Genomic DNA, 17,934 nt, shown 5'->3' with positions numbered 1-17,934 from the left:
GCCTGTGCGACGACTTGCGCGATGACGTGTCAGTGGGCCGACTTGGAAGCGGACGGCTTGGGCGATGGGGAGGCGCTGGGGGAGCCCGAGCCGGACGGAGAGGCCGAGCCGGACGGGCCGGGCGTGCCGGAGGGGGCGGGCGCGCCGCTCGCTCCGGAGGCCGGCGTGGCACTCGGGGACGCTGTGCCGGGCGTGTCCGCCCGTCCACCCGTCGGGTCCATGACGCCGCCGCGGATGTCCTTGATGAACCAGCCCTGCGCCGTGTTCACCACGGTCACCCGGTACGAGCGCTTCAGGGCCACCTCCGCCTTCGCGTCATCGCCCCCTCCACCGCCCCAGACGACCGTCACCCGCGCCGGGACCGCCTGGCCCTGGCTGTACGTGACCTTCTTGCCGGCCTCGGTGCCCTCGGGTGCCAGCGCCTGAACCTCCTGGACCACCGGCGAGTTGAGCACGCCGGCCAGGCCCGAGACCGCCGCGGGGGTGGCGTCGGGGGTCGTGAAGCGGGCCAGGGCGGTGGTGTCGGACGCGGCCCACGCCTTGAAGTAGCCGGTCAGGACCTGGTCCCTGAGCTGGGCGGAGAGTTCCTGGTCCACGACCTCTTCCGCCTTCGCCGGCGCGGGCGCGGCGTCGCGGATCGGCAGCGGCATCTCGCCGACGTTGCCGACGACCCGCAGCCCCGAGGCGCCGGCGAGGTCCTTGACGTACACCGGTACGGAGAGAGTGGTGGTGCGGCCGCCCGTGTAGGCGACCTGGATGTTGAGGTACCGGCCGTTCTTCCCGTACTCGGGGAGCTCTTCGACGGTCCCGTCCCAGTTCGCCTGCTGAACCTGCTGCTTTCCCTTCCCGTTCCATCCGCAGTCGCGGTCGACGCCGGACGAGATGTAGCGGGAGAGGGACTCGCGGCGCTTGTCGGCGTTCTCCGGCGAGTACGTCATGCAGAGGGAGGCGTACTCCTCGGCGAAGACCGCCGCCGACTGGACCGGGAAGTCGGTGAGCCGGTAGCGGGTCAGGTCCCCGCCGTCCAGGGCGGCGGGCTTCACGGTGACGGACGACCGGCCGATGACCAGGCCCGTCACACCGCAGGACCCCAGTGCGAAGACACAGGTGGTGATCAGGAGCGTGGCGCGAAGGGCCACGTGCGTGCCCTTGCCGTTGGAGGGCAGCCGGCCTCCGGGGCGCGGTACGTCGAACCGGGCGTCCGGCCCCTTGGCACCGCTCGGCGCGGAGGGGGCGGGGGCGGTCACGGCCGCGACGGACGGGTCCTCGGCGGCAGCGGGTGCGGTGACGGCGGCAGGTATCGGGGCCGGGGACGCCTTACCGCCGCTCTTGCGGGCCTCGCGGGCGGCCTTCTTGCTCTCGTACTCGGCTTTGCGCGCAGCCTTCTTGCGTTCGTACTCGGCCTTCCGTTCGGCCTTCGCCTGCTCCCGCTTGTCCTTCTTCGACTCCGCGGCGGGACGGTCCGCGCGCGGCGGCAGGCTCGGTACCTGTCCCGGCGGGACGTTGGACTGCGGGGCCACGCGCACCCAGGCGGCGGCCACCTGGCTGCGGACCGCCTCGGCGGAGAGCTGGGGCGCGGCCGGGGAGCCGTGCGGACCCGGTGCCTGCCGGCCGGGGAGCGCGGCCCCGGACTGTGCGGGGAGCCCGGCATCCAGGCCCTCGCCGACCCCGTCCGCGGAACTGCTGTGGTCCGTCATCGGCTCGGTTCTCTCCCCGCGTGTGATCCCCGTCCGCCGGTCGGGCGTGCGGCGGGCCCTGGTGGGACCAGGTGCGTCGGCAGTGTGGCAAATCGAGCTGACATTCCCCTCCTGCTTTTCCTCGCGAGGAGAGGTGAGGAAGAAACAAGGAATCCCTGTGAGGAAAACCGGGGGGTCGGCGGGGCGAGCACGTGCCCGCGGCTCCGTCACAATGCCGGGTTGTGACCGGGCTTCGGGTACGGAGCCGTCCCCGACCTCCCGAAGGACGAGAGTTGAACGAGCAGAAGGTTCACCCGTGGCAGGACCCGGGCGCCGCCGCAGAGACCCCTGAAGCGCCGGTCGTGGATGCCGGGCACGCCTGGATCTCCGGATACGAGCCGGGTAACCCCTGGCAGGCGAAGCTCTGCCTGCACACTCCGCACGGCACGGTCGCTTACCCCCTCACCCCGCACACCATGCCGGACCTGCTGGAGGGCCTGGTCGTGGTCGCCCAGGAACAGCAGGGGGTGACGGGGGGCGTCCTGGACGAATCCGAAGCCGACGACTCCGTGGAGGACGCGCAGCCTGACGAGCCGGCAGAGGCCAGGACCATCCACAACGGCCGCGCGGCGCGTCTGACCGGATGGGCCGTGGTCCACGAACTGTGGGAGCGGGAGGACCCGAAGGTCCGCCTCATCATGGGCGCGACCGTCGTCGCCGTTTTCGTGTTGGGGATCTTGCTGTCCTGACGGGATACGGTCAAACCCACCACGCACAAAGGAGCCCGACATGCTGACGGAGACGACCGGCCGGACGCCGCAGGACCTCACGGCCGAGTTGACGGACCTGGCGGCCGTCGACGACTGGCCGTCGGTGTGGGCGGGCCCGCCGCAGGGCGGGACCCGGGAGTTCGACGAGTGGTGCGCGCGCTACGGCTGGGAGCCGCAGACGACCGAGCGCAGCCTCTGGCTCCGCACGCGCAACGGAGGGGACTGGACGTCGTTCGCGGTGTGGGGCGGCGACTGGAGCCCCCTCGCAAGCTTCAGCCACCAGGGATGGCACATCGCAGCGGGCTCCGGGGAGGAGAACGCTGACGTGCACGCGGCCGCGGCAGAGGCGTGGCCCGCCTACCTCAAGGCCGCCGAGGGAGCCTTGGGCGCCCCGACCTGGTCCGGTCAGTGGGACTCCCCGGACTTCCCGGAGCCTCCCCACCCCACGTTCTGGCGGGACCGTGAGGAGCGGGAGCTGAGCCGCAACCCGTTCCGGCTCGCGTACTGGGCGCCTAACGCAGGCGTCCCCGGGCAGCCGTACATCGTTCTGAGCCAGTCGGTCTCGTTCCAGAGCTGGACCACCGACCACCCCGGTGGCTCGGCCATCACCTTGAATGTGTACGCGCCGGTCGAGTTCCTCGCGGGTGATCAGTGACCAAAGTCGCACCGCTCACGCCGGAAGAGATCGAGCTCGCACAGAGGCTGGAGGCAAGGCACCAGGCCGGAGAGCCGCGCTCGCACGCGGACGCGCGCAAGATCGTCGCCCGGATGTTCGCGGACCGGAAGGCGGACCACGACCGACAGGCGGAGCTTGACCGGCAGGCAGGCCGTGAGCCGGCGGGTGAGAACGAGCTCCCCGACCTGATGTCGTACGTCTTGAGCGTCGCCGACAAGGGGGAGGTCACCAACCCGACGCGGGGCGATGACCGGGCGCTCTGGACCTGGCAGTCTCAGCCGGAGGGCATGGACCGGGAGATAAAGCACCGGTTCCTGGCCCAGGCGTGTGGCGAAACGCGCGGGTACCAGGTTCTGGAGGAAACCCCGGCAGCGGGCCAGATGGACGGGTACTACCTGGGGAACCGCTTCATGGCGGATGTGCTCACGACGGACTACGGCGTGAGCGCAGCCGACTTGCAGAAGACCATCGCCCAGTTCTGGCCCCGCGTCTCGGAGCGTTATGCCGAGGCGGCCAAGGGCCGGGTGCTGGTCTTCGCGGCGGAGATCGGTGAAGGCTCCGTCCTGGGTGCGTCGGAGCTGAAGCAGATCCTCGGACCGGAGGGAGTGGGCAGGGAGAACGTCGACTTCCTGGTCGACTTCCCCCACCCGCCGCATCTGCCGGCAGAGATGCGCGACCTGCTGGCGGACCCGGCCGTGCGATGCCAGATACGGCGGGAGGACTACGCGAAGGGAGACGGCAGGACGCCCGCCGATTTCCTTGCCAAGCTCGCCGCCGTCGACGTCCCCGAACACCTGAAGGAAGCCCACGCCGCGGCGGTGGCGACGCTGAGCGCGGCCAAGAGCTACGACGAATTCGAGGTCCCATCGGCCGGGCTGACCGAGCCCGAGCTGACCGAGCCCGGCGCGGAACAGCCCGAGTTGCAGGAGCCCGCGCCCGCCCAGCCCGAGCTGAAGGTGCCCGAGGCCGAGCAGTCGGCGGCCGAGGCTCCGACACCCCCGCAGCCCGAACCCAAGACGGTCGTGCACGGCCAGTCCTTCGTCCTGGGTGCGGACCTTCCCAGAACCCTCACCAGGCCGGCGCGCACCGGCCCCGCCGTCACCGGGATGCACGGCTGGGGCCCGCCTGCGGCCGAGGCCGCCCCCAAGTCCGCAGGGATCGAACAGTGACCCGCTCCGAACAAGCCACCGCCCCGGGCGAAGAGGTCGAGCTCTTCTTCTCCGACGTCTTCGCCTTCGTCGGCGAGTTCCTCGCCCCGACCGTGCGCCGCCGGCTCAACGGTTCCTCCGCCACCTGGTGCCCCCGCTGGTGGGAGCACCCCGAGGCCGGCGCGCGCCTCTCCGCGCTCTGGCTCGCCTGGGAACAGCTGCGGCTGGAGCCCACGCTCGGCCTGTCGACCTGGTGGCTGCACCACGCCGATCCGCACCTGCGGGTGCTGATGGACACGGACCTCGGCCCGTTCGCGGCCTGTTCGCCCAAGGTCGGCGGACACACCGCGTACCCCTTCGAACCCCTCCCGCTGGAGGAGTACGACCCCGAGACGCAGCCCTTGTGAGGGAACGGTGAGGGCGCAGGTGGCGCTCCCCACCGTTTCCCCGTATCCGTCAACCACCCTCCGACCAGGCTGTTTTCCTCACCCCTCCCCGTCATTTCCTCGTCTTTCCCCACGAGGAAATCGCACGTCCTCCCGGCCGCCCCGCCACCTACGGTGTCTCGGCGACCTGACTGAGGGAGGGCCGGGACGGTGGACTCACCCGTCGAGAACAAGCGAAGTGCGGTACTGGCGCTGGCACTACTGGGTGTCCTGCTGGTCGGCAGCCTCGTCGTGCTCACCGTCTTCGACGGCGAGGACGACTCCGAGGCCGACGCCAAACCCAAGGCGTCGGCCACACGGGGTACCGGCACCGGAGCGGGCACGGGCGGTGGTTCCGCAGGTGGGGCCGCCGCGCCGCAGACCGGATCGGCCCCCGGGGTGCCCCCCATCGTCCAGCCCGCCGACCTGAATGAGGCCCACCGTGCGATGGCCGACTACATGTCGGGCCTGAACACCTTCAAGTACACGGACAACAACGCCGCCTGGGCGCCCCGTCTGCTGGCCTTCACCGACGGCAGCGAGACGTTGAAGAAGCGGACCGCGCTGCCGACCGACAAGGCATGGGCCGCCTGCCAGCAGAACAAGTGCTCTTCCGCCGGGCAGGCCTTCGTACGCCGTGACGCGCTGATCGCCGACGATCTCGCCCGCGGCAGCGGTCAGTCGATCTCGAGCGTGGTGGAAGTGACCGCGACCCGTTCCAACGACGGCCGCAAGACCGAGACCGAGACCAACACCTGGCTGGTGAGCGCGCGCAAGAGCGGCGGCACGTGGCAGGTGAACGGCTTCGACATATACGGCCTGGGCAACGTGGGTGCGCCCGAGCCCAAGGAGGGGTGAAGCACCCGTGGTGGCTCCTGCCGTACTGGCGGCCGCGTCGAAGGCCGCCAAGGTGGCGAAGGCCGCCAAGAGTGCGGCCCAAGTCGCCTCGGGACAAGGCGGCAAGGGCGGCGGCGGAAAGAAGAAGAACAACTTCAAGTGGGTGCTGATCGTCGCAGGCATCGGCGCGATGCCGACCCTCGGCACCCTCCTCGTCGCCATGATCCTGATCATGGCGCTCATAGGCGGCATCGGCGGCGGCGCTGCCCAGGCGGCCTGCGGCAGCTACGGCGAGAACGCGGGCGCCGGCAACACCAGTGACAAGGCGGCCACGAACCCGATCATGCCCGCCGGCAAGATGTACATGCCGAGCGACACCGCCCGCGACGAGATACCGCCGAAGATGATCCTCGCCTCGATGCGCGCGGCCGCCCGCTACGACGGCCTCGACTGGACGATCATCGCCGGGCAGATGTACCAGGAGACGAGGTACGGCCAGGACAAGTCCGCGGCCCCCGGCGGCGACAACGGCTACGGCTACAAGGGCCTGCTGCAGTTCGGGGACTGGGCCTGGGGCCAATTCGGCGAGGACGGCAACGGCGACGGCCAGAAGGACCGCTACGGCGTCGACGACCTGGCCTTCGCCGCGGCCAACTACATGCACGCCCTGAAGGCGGAGTCCAACCCCTGGAAGGCGCTGCTCGGCTACTCCGGTTCGCTCGAGACCAACACCGTCTACCCCCGGGTGGTCCTCACCCAGGCAGCCCGATACCGCGGCACCCTCACCGACGACAAGGACCTGATCAACCGCTGGTACGCGCACCTGAAGAGCACCGTCGAGAAGAATCCTTCCTTCCCGGTCCTGGGCCAGACCTCGGACATCCCCGAGCCCGTCGGCAACAACGCCCAGCCGAGCGAGGCGCTGAGCATCCGCTCCAAGGGCCCCCGCAGCTGGTCCACCCCGCCCCTCGGCGGCGGACAGGGCGGCACCACGACGGCCATGGCGCCGATGGGCTTCTCCCGTCCGCTCGCGGCCCCGTTGCGCCCCGACGACCCGCCCGCGACGACCAGCGGCAAGGACTGGCAGTGGCCCATGAAGGAGGGCACGTACAAGCTCGGCACCAAGTACCACCAGGAGGGACCGCACTGGAGCCTCGGCTACCACACCGGGGTCGACCTGGAAGCGCCCACCGGCACCCCGATCTACGCCCCGGCCGACGGCAAGGTCGTCAGGGTCAGCAGTGGCGGCGCGTACGGCAACCAGACGCGCCTCGAGCACGCCAACGGCGTCATCACGCTGTACGCCCACCAGAGCAGCACTTCCGTGAAGGTGGGCGACAGCGTCAAGCGCGGCGACCAGATCGGCAAGGTCGGTGAAACGGGCAACGTGACGGGCGCGCACCTCCACTGGGAGGTGCTGATGCCGGGCGTCGACGACCCCTTCCGCAGCGGCCAGGACAACGGCCCGGGCGAGATCGACCCGGCGGCATGGCTGGAAGGCAAGATCACGGCCAGCCCCGACTACGGCAGCGTCCCCGGAGGTACCGGAAAGGGCAAGGACGCCGATTACCGCGACTGCGCCAAGAACGGCAAGGGCACGGCCGTCCCGCCGGACGGCGCCGGCTCGACCGGCCCCCTGCCCGACGTCGACGACACGGTCGTCCGCGCGGCGCTCGGCTGGGCCCAGCGCGGCATCGGCAAGCCCTACGAGTGGGGTGCACCCCGTCTCCAGGGCGACCACCCGACCTCCTTCGACTGCTCCAGCTTCACGCAGTGGATGTACTACCAAGCCAGTGGCGGCAAGATCAACGTGGGTTACACCACCTACGACCAGCAGCCCAACCTCGCGAAGTACAAGGTCGAACTGAGCCAGGCCAAGGCGGGCGACCTGATCTTCTTCCGGCCCAGCAACAGCGACCGCTCCCTCTCGGAGCACGTCGGCGTCGTCTGGGACCCTGCCAAGCACACGATCCTGCACGCCCCGAGGGTGGGCAAGAACGTCGAGTTCAGCCCCTGGGAGTGGCAGGGGGAGATCACGGGCGTCTACCGGGTGCCCACGGCCGGGAGCTTCCCCTAGGCCGTCTCTTCCGGATCTCGCTCCCCCAGCTACCGCTGGGAGGTGCCCCCAGACCCGCGCCGCCCGGCACCGCGCCTCGCCGCGTTGGCGGAGCACCCGAGTACGTCCAGTACAAGGGCGCCCCGCCAACGCGCCGATGCACGGCACCGGACGACGCGGGCTCAACCGGCAAGATCCGGAAGAGACGACCTAGACCGGCGGCGCCCACGGCGCCCCGGACCACCGACAGAACGAGATGCCGACGTCCCCCCGGGCCCGGCGGAAGGAACGCCCTGACCATGGCCCAAGAACCACAGAAGAAGCCGCGCGCCGAGGACGACTGGACGATCGAGATCGTCCTCCTCGTCGCCGGCGTCCTGGCCCTCCTGTCCGCCGCCTGGCTCGCGGCCCGCCTCGGCGCGGCGTTCACCGACCAGACGGCGCCCCCGGGCAACCCCTTCTCCTTCGCCATCGCCCTGGCCAAGGGCGACTACTCCTGGCCGGGTGGCGCGGCCAACGCCATCGCCGCTGCCGAAGCGCTGCTGCTCGCCGGCCTGATCACCGCCGGATACCGGATACGCCGACGGCTGCGCGACAAGCCGGACGTGGACCGGGCCGCCAAGCACATGACCGACGGCGCGGACCTCGGCAAGCTCACCATGAAGGGGGCTGCCGCGACCGCGCAGCGCCTCGGGGTGAAGGCCGAGGTGCCCGGCGTGTTCATCGGCCGCTCGGTGAAGGGCCGCCAGCCCCTCTTCGGCTCCTTCGAGGACATGCACGTCGACATCTGGGGCCCTCGTACCGGCAAGACGACACGGCGTGCCATCCCGGCGATCCTCGCCGCACCGGGGGCGGTCCTCGTCACCTCCAACAAGCGGGACATCGTCGACGGCACGCGGGGACCGCGCCAGGCCCGCGGGCAGGTGTGGGTGTTCGACCCGCAGCAGGTGGCCCAGGAACCGCCGGCCTGGTGGTGGAACCCCCTCTCGTACGTCACCGACGTGGCCAAAGCCCGCAAGCTGGCCGACCACTTCGCTTCGGGCTCGCGCGACGCCGACGCCTCCACCGACGCGTTCTTCGACCCGGCGGGCCAGGACCTCCTCGCCAACCTGCTGCTCGCGGCGGCGACCGCCAAGGCCCCCGTCACCCAGATCTACACCTGGCTGTCCAACCCGAAGGACGACACCCCGGAGCGCATCCTGCGCGGCGCCGGGCACGCCATGCCCGCCGACTCCCTGAACGGAGTCATCACGGCTCCGGACAAGCAGCGCAGCGGCATCTACGGCGTTGCCCAGCAGATGGCGTCCTGTCTGATCAACCCCGAGGTCAACCGGTGGGTGACCCCACTGGGTCCGACCGACGACCGCCCGGAGTTCGACCCCCACGAGTTCGTCCGTACCGCCTCGACCCTCTACTCGCTGTCCCGCGAGGGCAGCGACTCGGCGGGCCCGCTGGTGACGGCCCTGACCGTGGCCGTCGTCGAGGCGGCCGAGGAGTTCGCCACCACCCAGCGGGGCGGCCGGCTGTCGCTCCCGATGGTCGGCGTACTGGACGAGGCGGCGAACGTCTGCCGCTGGCGCGCCCTGCCCGACCTCTACTCGCACTACGGATCGCGCGGCATCGTGCTGATGACGATCCTCCAGTCCTGGGCCCAGGGCGTCGAGGTGTGGGGCGACCGGGGCATGGAGAAGCTCTGGTCCGCCGCGAACATCAGGGTCTACGGTGGCGGTGTCTCCGACACCCGCTTCCTCGGCGACCTCTCGGAGCTGGCGGGCGAGTACGAGCTCCGCGAGTACTCCGCGACCCAGGAGTCGGAGTACGGCCGCTGGTCCGGCAACCGGACGGTGAACGAGTCGGTCCGCCGCGAGCGCGTCCTCCAGGTCTCCGACCTGGGCTCGATGCCCCCGGGCCGCGCCCTCGTCCTGGCCTCGGGCACGAAGCCGGTCCTGGTGGAGACGGTCCCCTGGTGGGAAGGCCCGTACGCCCGCGAGGTCAAGGCCTCCCTGTCCACGTACGACCCCGGCGCCGCCTGAGCACCGCCCGATGCCCCGGCACGGTCCGGGGCATCGGGTCCACCCCTGCCGCAAGGCAGGGCCCCGGCCCGCCGGCCGGCCCGGGCCCCCAAACGATCACCGAAGACGCAGGAAGGGCCTGATCCGCGATGCGGATCAGGCCCTTGACCTGGTCTTACTCTGTCGGGGTGGCGGGATTTGAACCCACGACCTCTTCGTCCCGAACGAAGCGCGCTGCCAAGCTGCGCTACACCCCGATCGTCGCCCTGAAGTGTTGCTGTCCTGGCGACATCGATTACTTTAGCGGACCCTCGGCCTGAGACGAAATCCGGTTTTCACGAGCGCCCGCCGCAGGTGGTCAGGCCTTCGGGGCCAGGGTCAGGAGCGTCGCTTCCGGGGGGCAAGCGAAGCGGACCGGGGTGAAGCGGTTGGTGCCGCAGCCCGCCGAGACGTGGAGGTAGGAGCGTTGGCCCTGGGTCTCGTACGTGGACAGGCCCTTCACCCGCTTCGTGTCGAGGTCGCAGTTGGTGACCAGGGCCCCGTAGAAGGGGATGCACAGCTGTCCGCCGTGGGTGTGGCCGGCCAGGATCAGCGGGTAGCGGTCCGCGGTGAAGGACTCCAGGACGCGCAGGTACGGGGCGTGGACGACCGCCAGCGAGAAGTCCGCGTCCGCCTCCGGGCCGCCCGCGACGCGCTCGTAGCGGTCCCGCTTGATGTGCGGGTCGTCCAGGCCGGTGAAGGCCAGCTCGACCCCGTTGACCTTCAGCCGGGCCCGGGTGTTCGTGAGGTTCAGCCAGCCCGCCGCGTCGAAGGCGTCCCGCATGTCCTCCCACGGGTTGTGGACGGCGCCGACGACCGGCTTGTTGCCGTTCAGCCCGTGCCGGCCCTGCACCTTCTCGATCAGGTAGCGCCCGGGGTTGCGCAGCCGCGGCCCGTAGTAGTCGTTGGACCCGAAGACGTACACCCCGGGGAAGTCCATCAGCGGACCCAGCGAGTCGAGCAGCTCGGGCACGCCCTCCGTGTCGGAGAGGTTGTCGCCGGTGTTCACGACGAAGTCGGGGCGGAGTCCCGCCAGGGACTGCAGCCAGGCGCGCTTCTTGCGCTGGCCGCCGACCATGTGGATGTCCGAGACCTGCAGCACGCGCAGCGGGCGCATCCCTGCGGGCAGTACCGGGACCGTGATCCGGCGCAGTCGGAAGGAGCGGGCTTCGAAACCTGCGGCATAGGCCACACCGGCGGCCCCCACCGCCGCGATCGAGGCGGTCACCTTCAGGGGGACTCCGTAACGCGCGTGCATGGCCCCATCGTCGCAGACCGGGAAAACCGATGGGCGCCACAGGCCCCGCACCTGGCAGACTCAGGGGCATGACCACGCTCAAGGCCAAGCTCCAGGAAGACCTCACCACCGCCATCAAGGCGCGCGACGAACTCGCTTCGTCCACCCTGCGCCTGACCCTCTCCGCCATCACCAAGGAGGAGGTCGCGGGCAAGGAGGCGCGCGTGCTCTCCGACGAGGAAGTCCTCAAGGTGATCGCCAAGGAGGCGAAGAAGCGCCGCGAGGCCGCGGAGGCCTTCGCCCAGGGCGGCCGCGACGAGCAGGCCGCGCGGGAGACCGCGGAGGGCGAGTTCCTGGACGCCTACCTGCCCAAGCAGCTCAGCGACGACGAGCTGACGGCGATCGTGGCGCAGGCCGTCGAGGAGGCCAGGGCGGCGGGCGCCGAGGGCCCCCGGGCCATGGGTGCCGTCATGAAGATCGTGAACCCGAAGGTGGCGGGTCTGGCGGAGGGCGGCCGGGTCGCCGCGGCCGTCAAGAAGCAGCTTTCGTAAGTTCGTAAGAAGGACAACGTAGGGGTAAGGGGAGGGCCCCGGCCGGTGATCCGGCCGGGGCCCTCCCCTTCTTCGTGTCTCCGTCGCTACGGGGTGCCGCCGCCCCCGCCGCCCGCCGGGCCCGGGACCACCGGGACGTCGGGGACCACCGGGACCTCGGGGACGGTGCCGCCCGTGCCGCCGCCGGCGGCGGCACCGCCGGCACCGCCTGCCGCGGCGCCCCCGGCGGCCGCCCCGCCGCCGGGCTTGTTGTCACCGCCGGGCTTGCCGGGCTTCCCGGGCTTGCGCGGGGTGGTGGGCGGCGGGGTCGTGCCGCCCCGGCCGCCGGTGCTGCTGCCGCCCGTGCCGCCGGTGCCGGTACCGGTGCCGCCGCCCCCGACCGAGGGCTCCGGGACGCTGGCGCCGACGAAGTTCGGGGCGTCGCGGCCGGAGAGCGCGCCCGTGACGGCGTCCTTCCAGATCGGGCCGGGCAGGCCGCCGCCGAAGACCTTCGGGTAGTACTGCCCGCCGATGGTGATGTCCTCCATCGAGATCTTCTTCGAACCGCCGGAGCCGACCCACACCGCGCCGGACATGTTCGGGGTGTAGCCCACGAACCAGGCGTTGTAGCGGTTGTCGGTGGTACCGGTCTTGCCCGCGTTGTCGCGGTCGGTCAGGCCGGCCCGCTCACCCGTACCGGAGTCGACGACCCCGCGCAGCAGCTGGTTGATGGTGTCGGCGGTGTCCTGTGCCATCGCCCGGTCGCACTTGGACTTCGGCACCGCGAGCGCCTTGCCGTGCGCGTCGGTGATCGACTCCAGGGCGATCGGGGTGCAGTAGACGCCCCGGTTGGCGAAGGCGGCGTACGCGTTGGCCATCGTCAGCGGGGACATCTCGGCGGAGCCGAGCGCGATCGAGGGCTCCTCGGGCAGCTTGACGCCGCTGGCCGGGACCACGCCGAGCTTCTGCGTCATCTCGGTCACCGGGCAGATGCCGATGTCCGAGATCATCTGCACGAAGTAGGTGTTGATGGACTTCTCCATCGCCGTCCGCAGCGCGTACGGGCCGACCTCGTCCCGCGTCTCGTTCTGCGCGGTCTGCAGCTTGCCGTTGCCTAGCGGCAGGTTCTGCCAGGCCGGGCCCGAGCAGCGCGACACCGGGCTCGGGTACTCCATCTTGTTCGGGGCCGAGTAGACCTTCGTCGGCTCCATGCCCTGCTCTATGGCGGCGGCCGCGATGAACGGCTTGAACGTCGAGCCCACCTGGAAGCCGAAGTTGGAGCCGCCCATCCGCTTGTCCACGGAGTAGTTGATCTGCGTCTCGTTCTTCCCGAAGCCGTACGGCTTCGACTGGCCCATCGCCAGGACCTTCCCGGTGCCCGGCTGGACCATGGTCACGGCCGTGGCGATCGAGTCGTCCTCGTTGACGTGGTCCTTGATCGAGGCGTTGGCGGCCTCCTGCGACTGCGGGTCCAGCGTCGTGCGGATGGTCAGGCCGCCCTGGTTCCAGACCTTGGCCCGCTCCTCGCGGGTCTTGCCGAAGACCGTGTCGGAGAGGAAGGTCGCGCGGACGTAGTCGCAGAAGAAGCCCGCGCCCTTGACCGCGGTGATGCAGCCGTTCTTGGGGCGGGTCACCTTCAGCGTGACCGGCTTGGCCTTCGCCTCGTCCGCCTCGGCCTGCGAGATGTCCTTGACGTCCGCCATGCGCTGGAGGACGACGTTGCGGCGCTTCATCGCCTCCTGGCTGTCGTTCACCGGGTCGTACCGGCTCGGCGACTGCACGAGGCCGGCGAGCAGCGCCGACTCCTCCAGCGTCAGGTCCTTGGCGGGCTTGCTGAAGTAGCGCTGGGAGGCGGACTCGATGCCGTACGCGCCCTGCCCGAAGTAGGTGATGTTGAGGTAGTTCTCGAGGATCTTCTTCTTCCCGAGCTCCTCCTCGACCTGGATCGAGTACTTCAGCTCGCGGATCTTGCGGCCGAGGCTCTTCTCCTGCGCCTCGCGGACCTTCGTCTCGTCGTCGCCGGCCTCCTCGACGAAGACGTTCTTCACGTACTGCTGCGTGAGCGTGGAGGCGCCCTGTGCGGCCCCGCCCTCCTGCGCGTTGCGGTTCACCGCGCGCAGGATGCCCTTGAGGTCGACCGCGCCGTGCTCGTAGAAGCGCGAGTCCTCGATGGCGACGATGGCCTTCTGCATGTACGGCGACATGGCCGTGAGCGGCACGACCTGCCGGTCCCTGGAATAGACGGTGGCGATCAGGCCACCCTCGGCATCCAGGATCGTGGTGCGCTGGCTCAGCGGAGGCGTCTTCAGATTGGCCGGGATCTCATCGAAACCCTCGACCGTGCCCTTGGCGGCGAGGCCCAGAGCGCCGGCGCCCGGGATCGCGATGCCGGCAAGTACGACTCCGGAGAGAACCGACACCCCGAGGAACTTGGCGGCCTGCTGCGGCCCCGTCAGCCCTGCGCCCGAGCGCTTCTTTCCCATAGAGGGCAGCCTACGTTCTCATTCGCCGGACACGTGCGAATGCCTTGGCCTAAGCTGTCCCCAACTGTCACAGCAGTGCGGTGCGACATCAACCCCTCGGCTTGATTTTCACCCTTCCCGAATGGGGTGGACACATGTCCGAATCCCGCCCTTCGCTCTGACGGCCGCTCACCGGCGCTTCCCCGATTTCACCCGAATCGCCGGAATGGTCGGGCATGTCGCCGGATCACTCCGTCGGGTGATCTGCCGCTTACCCATAGTCCGTTCGGACCATTCAAGATTGGGCCCGTCGGGGGTGTTGCGCCGTCCCCGCCTTCCGTAACGTCCTCAACTGGCAGCGGTGAATATGCCGCTACCGCCGTGGGGGAGCCTCGATTCGGGAGAGGACGGCACCGGGATGGGCTGGGTTACCGACTGGAGTGCGCAGGCAGCCTGCCGCACTACCGATCCGGATGAACTGTTCGTTCAAGGAGCGGCACAGAACAGGGCCAAGGCGGTGTGCACCGGGTGTCCGGTGCGGACCGAGTGCCTGGCCGACGCACTCGACAATCGTGTCGAGTTCGGAGTGTGGGGCGGAATGACCGAGCGGGAACGACGCGCCTTGTTGCGCCGGCGTCCCACCGTCACCTCGTGGCGACGGCTGCTCGAAACCGCCCGCACGGAGTACGAGCGCAGTACGGGCATCCTCACCGTGGATGTCGACGCGGAGATCGACGTGTCGTACGAGACCTACGCGGCAGCCGGGTAACCACCCGGGCGCCGCGTCGGCACCACTCGTACGTACGCCTAGGCTCCTGCGGCCGGAACCCCGGCCGCGAGTCGCTCTCCGATGGCCCGAAGCCCGGCGAGGTCGTGCACATCGCCGGGCAGGGCGGCCACTTCGGCCACCGCCACCTCCGGGTGAAGAGAGGTGAAGCGATCGCGTGTGCGCTGCTCACGCGCGATCACCTGCATCCGCTCGGCGTGCAGGCGCAGCAGTCCCGCGGTGATCAGGTCCACGTCGTTCAGGTCGTTGAGATCGTTCAGGCCGCTCGGGTCGCTCCCGTCGTGCGCATCGTTCGGGTCGTGCGCATCGGTCGCGCCGGTCGTGCCGTCCGCTTCGGCGGTCGTCCCGTCCTCGCCGCCCACACCGGGGGAGCCGTCGTCGGCGGCGTCACGAAGTCCAGCCTTCCCGGACTCCTGATCGACAATGCCGCCTTCTTCAAGATTCTCTGCGGCGGCCAGCGCCCGCTCCGCGGACAGCTGTCCCGCGTCACTTCCGTGCACCCGGTTCAGCACCAGACCGGCCAGCGGCATCTTCTCCGCAGCCAGCCGTTCCACGAAGTACGCCGCCTCGCGCAGCGCGTCCGGCTCGGGAGCCGCGACCACGAGGAACGCCGTACCGGGAGCCTGGAGCAGCCGGAACGTCGCGTCCGCGCGCGTCCGGAACCCGCCGAACATCGTGTCCATCGCCGCCACGAACGTCTGTACGTCCTTCAGCAGCGAGGCACCCATCAGCTTGCTCAGCGTGCCGGTCATCATCGACATGCCGACGTTGAGGAACTTCATGCCGGCCCGGCCGCCGACCTTCGCCGGGGCCATCAGCACCCGGATGAACTTCCCGTCCAGGAACGACCCCAGCCGCTTCGGCGCGTCCAGGAAGTCCAGCGCGGACCGGCTCGGCGGGGTGTCCACGACGATCAGGTCCCAGTCGTCCCGGGCCCGCAGCTGGCCCAGCTTCTCCATCGCCATGTACTCCTGCGTGCCCGCGAAACCGGCCGACAGGGACTGGTAGAAGGGGTTCGCCAGGATCGCCCGCGCCCGCTCGCCGTCCGCGTGCGACTCGACGATCTCGTCGAACGTCCGCTTCATGTCCAGCATCATGGCGTGGAGTTCACCGGTGCCGTCGCCGGAGGCCGCTATCCCCGGTACCCGGCGCGGGGTGTTGTCCAGCGAGTCGATCCCCATCGACTGGGCCAGCCTGCGCGCCGGGTCGATGGTCAGCACCACCACCTTCCGCCCGCGCTCGGCCGCCCGTACGCCCAGCGCCGCCGCGGTCGTGGTCTTGCCGACCCCGCCCGACCCGCAGCACACGATGATCCGGGTCCCCGCGTCGTCCAGCAGCGCGTCGACCGCCAGCCGCTGCGGCGTGTCCAGCCCCATGCTCTCCCCGCCCCCGCTCATTCGGCGCCCACCTGCTTGCGCAGCTCCGCCGCCAGCTCGTACAGCCCGGCCAGCTCCATCCCCGAGCCGATCAGGGGGAGTTCGTACGTCGGCACGTCGAGTCCCGCCAGCACCGCGCGCTGCTCCCGCTCCAGCTCCACCCGGCTCGCGTGCTCGGCGGCCTGCGTCAGGAGCGGCTCCACCAGCCGCTCGGCCAGCCCGCCCCGCCGCGCCCCGCCCAGCCCGGCCCGGGACAGGGCCTTGGCGATCTCGGTGCGGCGGCCGTCCGCGGCCGCGCGCAGGGTGTCCTCGTCGAGGTGGTGCGGGCGCACCATGTTGACGATCACCCGGCCGACGGGCAGCCCCGCCCCCACCAGCTCGTCGATGCCGTCCGAGGTCTCCTGGACGGGCATCTCCTCCAGCAGGGTCACCAGGTGCACCGCCGTGTCCGGGGACTTCAGCACCTTCATGACGGCCTGCGCCTGGTTGTGGATCGGACCGAACCGGGCCAGCCCCGCCACCTCGTCGTTGACGTTCAGGAAGCGGGTGATCCGCCCGGTCGGCGGCGCGTCCATGATCACGTGGTCGTAGACGAACCGTCCGGCCTTGTCCTTGCGCCGCACCGCCTCGCACGCCTTGCCGGTCAGCAGGACGTCCCGCAGACCGGGCGCGATCGTCGTCGCGAAGTCGATCGCGCCGAGCTTCTTCAGGGCGCGGCCGGCCGAGCCCAGCTTGTAGAACATCTGGAGGTAGTCCAGTAGTGCCCGTTCGGCGTCGATGGCGAGCGCGTACACCTCACCCCCGCCCGCGCCGGGCGCCACGGCGATCTTCCGCTCCTCGTAGGGGAGCGCTTCCGTGCCGAAAAGCTGTGCGATGCCCTGCCTGCCCTCGACCTCCACGAGAAGAGTCCGCCTGCCCTCGCGCGCGAGGGCCAGCGCGAGTGCCGCGGCGACCGTGGTCTTGCCGGTGCCGCCCTTGCCGCTGACCACCTGGAGCCTGCTCACAGCGTCCGAGCCTAACCACTCCCGCTCAGGCATTACGCTCGCCCCCATGACCAAGAAGTTCGAATACGCGACGGTCCCCCTGCTGGTTCACGCCACGAAGCAGATCCTGGACACCTGGGGCGAGGACGGCTGGGAGCTCGTCCAGGTCGTGCCCGGCCCGAACAACCCCGAGCAGCTCGTGGCCTACCTCAAGCGGGAGAAGGCATGAGCGGCGTCGTCGAGGCCCGGATCGCCGAGCTCGGCCTGACCCTGCCCGAGGTCGTCCCGCCGCTGGCCACGTACCAGCCGGCGGTCCGGTCGGGCGCGTACGTCTACACCGCGGGCCAGCTGCCGATGGTGCAGGGCAAGCTCCCCGTCACCGGCAAGGTCGGCGCCGAGGTCTCCGCGGAGCAGGCGAAGGAACTCGCGGCGACGTGCGCGCTGAACGCGCTGGCCGCCGTCAAGTCCGTGGTCGGCGACCTGGACAGGATCGCCCGTGTGGTGAAGGTCGTCGGCTTCGTCGCCTCGGCCCCCGACTTCACGGCGCAGCCGGGCGTGCTGAACGGTGCGAGCGAGCTGCTGGGCGAGGTGCTCGGCGAGAAGGGCGTGCACGCGCGCTCCGCGGTCGGCGTGGCGGTGCTGCCGCTGGACGCGCCGGTCGAGATCGAGATCCAGGTCGAGCTGCTGCCCGCCTGACCCGCCTTCTCGACGCGCCGCTCGCGCGGCTCGGCCCCTGGGGCCTCCCCGGCTTCGCGCCGCTGCGACGGCCTCCGGCTGTCGGATGCGGGGCGGGGCCGGTTCGCGTTGCGGGGGCCGGTGGGCGTGTGCGGGTGGTGTGCCGCTGCGCGGGGCTGGGTCCCCTACCCGCCCTTCCACCGTTCCCCGGGCTGCGCCCGGACCCATACGGCGCTACCGCGCCC

At 70.6% G+C, this 17,934-nt stretch carries 16 protein-coding genes and 1 tRNA gene; 11 read left to right on the top strand and 6 right to left on the bottom strand.

The genetic code is table 11. The features are described from left to right. Positions 1-29: 29 nt before the first annotated feature. Entirely contained in the window at positions 30-1,697 is a 1,668-nt protein-coding gene (locus ACIPW5_RS28245) for a conjugal transfer protein (RefSeq protein ID WP_401250549.1), read from the bottom strand. A gap of 272 nt (positions 1,698-1,969) precedes the next feature. On the opposite strand from ACIPW5_RS28245, the gene ACIPW5_RS28240 reads away from it, so the two are divergent. The 7 genes from ACIPW5_RS28240 to ACIPW5_RS28210 all read left to right on the top strand — a co-directional run bounded on the left by ACIPW5_RS28240 (position 1,970) and on the right by ACIPW5_RS28210 (position 9,621). Next, positions 1,970-2,425 (top strand): hypothetical protein, encoded by a 456-nt coding sequence (locus ACIPW5_RS28240; protein WP_401250546.1) that lies wholly within the window; start codon positions 1,970-1,972, stop codon positions 2,423-2,425. A 40-nt stretch (positions 2,426-2,465) separates the two neighbouring features. Beyond that, on the top strand, positions 2,466-3,101 hold the full coding sequence (locus tag ACIPW5_RS28235; RefSeq protein ID WP_401250544.1) for a hypothetical protein: 636 nt from the start codon (positions 2,466-2,468) through the stop codon (positions 3,099-3,101). Next, positions 3,098-4,291 carry a hypothetical protein gene (locus ACIPW5_RS28230; protein WP_401250541.1) on the top strand — a complete coding sequence of 398 codons (1,194 nt, stop codon included), beginning with the start codon at positions 3,098-3,100 and terminating at the stop codon, positions 4,289-4,291. The genes ACIPW5_RS28235 and ACIPW5_RS28230 overlap by 4 nt, the downstream gene beginning before the upstream one ends. Continuing rightward, entirely contained in the window at positions 4,288-4,677 is a 390-nt protein-coding gene (locus ACIPW5_RS28225) for a DUF4913 domain-containing protein (protein ID WP_401250538.1), read from the top strand. The genes ACIPW5_RS28230 and ACIPW5_RS28225 overlap by 4 nt, the downstream gene beginning before the upstream one ends. Before the next feature lie 189 nt (positions 4,678-4,866). Next, positions 4,867-5,553 (top strand): hypothetical protein, encoded by a 687-nt coding sequence (locus ACIPW5_RS28220; protein ID WP_401250536.1) that lies wholly within the window; start codon positions 4,867-4,869, stop codon positions 5,551-5,553. Positions 5,554-5,560: 7 nt separating this feature from the next. Then, entirely contained in the window at positions 5,561-7,609 is a 2,049-nt protein-coding gene (locus tag ACIPW5_RS28215) for a peptidoglycan DD-metalloendopeptidase family protein (RefSeq protein WP_401250534.1), read from the top strand. A gap of 278 nt (positions 7,610-7,887) precedes the next feature. Continuing rightward, a complete protein-coding gene (locus tag ACIPW5_RS28210; protein WP_401250531.1) occupies positions 7,888-9,621 on the top strand; it encodes a type IV secretory system conjugative DNA transfer family protein in 1,734 nt (577 codons plus the stop codon). A gap of 162 nt (positions 9,622-9,783) precedes the next feature. Here ACIPW5_RS28210 and ACIPW5_RS28205 read toward each other — a convergent pair. Continuing rightward, positions 9,784-9,857, bottom strand: a tRNA-Pro gene (locus ACIPW5_RS28205). A 101-nt stretch (positions 9,858-9,958) separates the two neighbouring features. Beyond that, positions 9,959-10,897, bottom strand: coding sequence for a metallophosphoesterase (locus tag ACIPW5_RS28200; protein WP_401250528.1), 939 nt, complete (start codon positions 10,895-10,897; stop codon positions 9,959-9,961). Positions 10,898-10,965: 68 nt separating this feature from the next. Between ACIPW5_RS28200 and ACIPW5_RS28195 the strand changes: the two genes are divergently transcribed. Continuing rightward, entirely contained in the window at positions 10,966-11,427 is a 462-nt protein-coding gene (locus ACIPW5_RS28195) for a GatB/YqeY domain-containing protein (protein ID WP_401250525.1), read from the top strand. 86 nt (positions 11,428-11,513) lie between these two features. Here ACIPW5_RS28195 and ACIPW5_RS28190 read toward each other — a convergent pair whose 3' ends face one another. Next, positions 11,514-13,889 (bottom strand): transglycosylase domain-containing protein, encoded by a 2,376-nt coding sequence (locus ACIPW5_RS28190; protein WP_401250522.1) that lies wholly within the window; start codon positions 13,887-13,889, stop codon positions 11,514-11,516. Positions 13,890-14,286: 397 nt separating this feature from the next. Here ACIPW5_RS28190 and ACIPW5_RS28185 point away from each other — a divergent pair, with 397 nt between their 5' ends. Then, entirely contained in the window at positions 14,287-14,637 is a 351-nt protein-coding gene (locus ACIPW5_RS28185) for a WhiB family transcriptional regulator (RefSeq protein WP_030228569.1), read from the top strand. 38 nt (positions 14,638-14,675) lie between these two features. Here the strand turns inward: ACIPW5_RS28185 and ACIPW5_RS28180 are convergent, their stop codons facing one another. Further along, positions 14,676-16,031: an ArsA family ATPase gene (locus ACIPW5_RS28180; RefSeq protein WP_401250519.1), complete on the bottom strand. Its 1,356-nt coding sequence runs from the start codon at positions 16,029-16,031 to the stop codon at positions 14,676-14,678. Positions 16,032-16,048: 17 nt separating this feature from the next. Beyond that, positions 16,049-17,035 carry an ArsA family ATPase gene (locus ACIPW5_RS28175; protein ID WP_401250516.1) on the bottom strand — a complete coding sequence of 329 codons (987 nt, stop codon included), beginning with the start codon at positions 17,033-17,035 and terminating at the stop codon, positions 16,049-16,051. Positions 17,036-17,081: 46 nt separating this feature from the next. Between ACIPW5_RS28175 and ACIPW5_RS28170 the strand changes: the two genes are divergently transcribed. Both ACIPW5_RS28170 and ACIPW5_RS28165 read left to right on the top strand, forming a co-directional pair. Next, positions 17,082-17,243, top strand: a complete 162-nt coding sequence (locus ACIPW5_RS28170; protein WP_007264966.1) for a DUF4177 domain-containing protein — start codon at positions 17,082-17,084, stop codon at positions 17,241-17,243. Then, on the top strand, positions 17,240-17,710 hold the full coding sequence (locus ACIPW5_RS28165) for a RidA family protein (protein WP_401250513.1): 471 nt from the start codon (positions 17,240-17,242) through the stop codon (positions 17,708-17,710). Before ACIPW5_RS28170 ends, ACIPW5_RS28165 begins: the two co-directional genes overlap by 4 nt. Positions 17,711-17,934 lie beyond the last annotated feature (224 nt).

It is taken from the genome of Streptomyces sp. NPDC090077 (genome assembly GCF_044747545.1).
In the GTDB taxonomy this organism is placed as follows: Bacteria; Actinomycetota; Actinomycetes; order Streptomycetales; family Streptomycetaceae; genus Streptomyces.
Note: the sequence above shows the minus strand (reverse complement) of the source record. Positions and strands in the feature narration are given on the sequence as shown.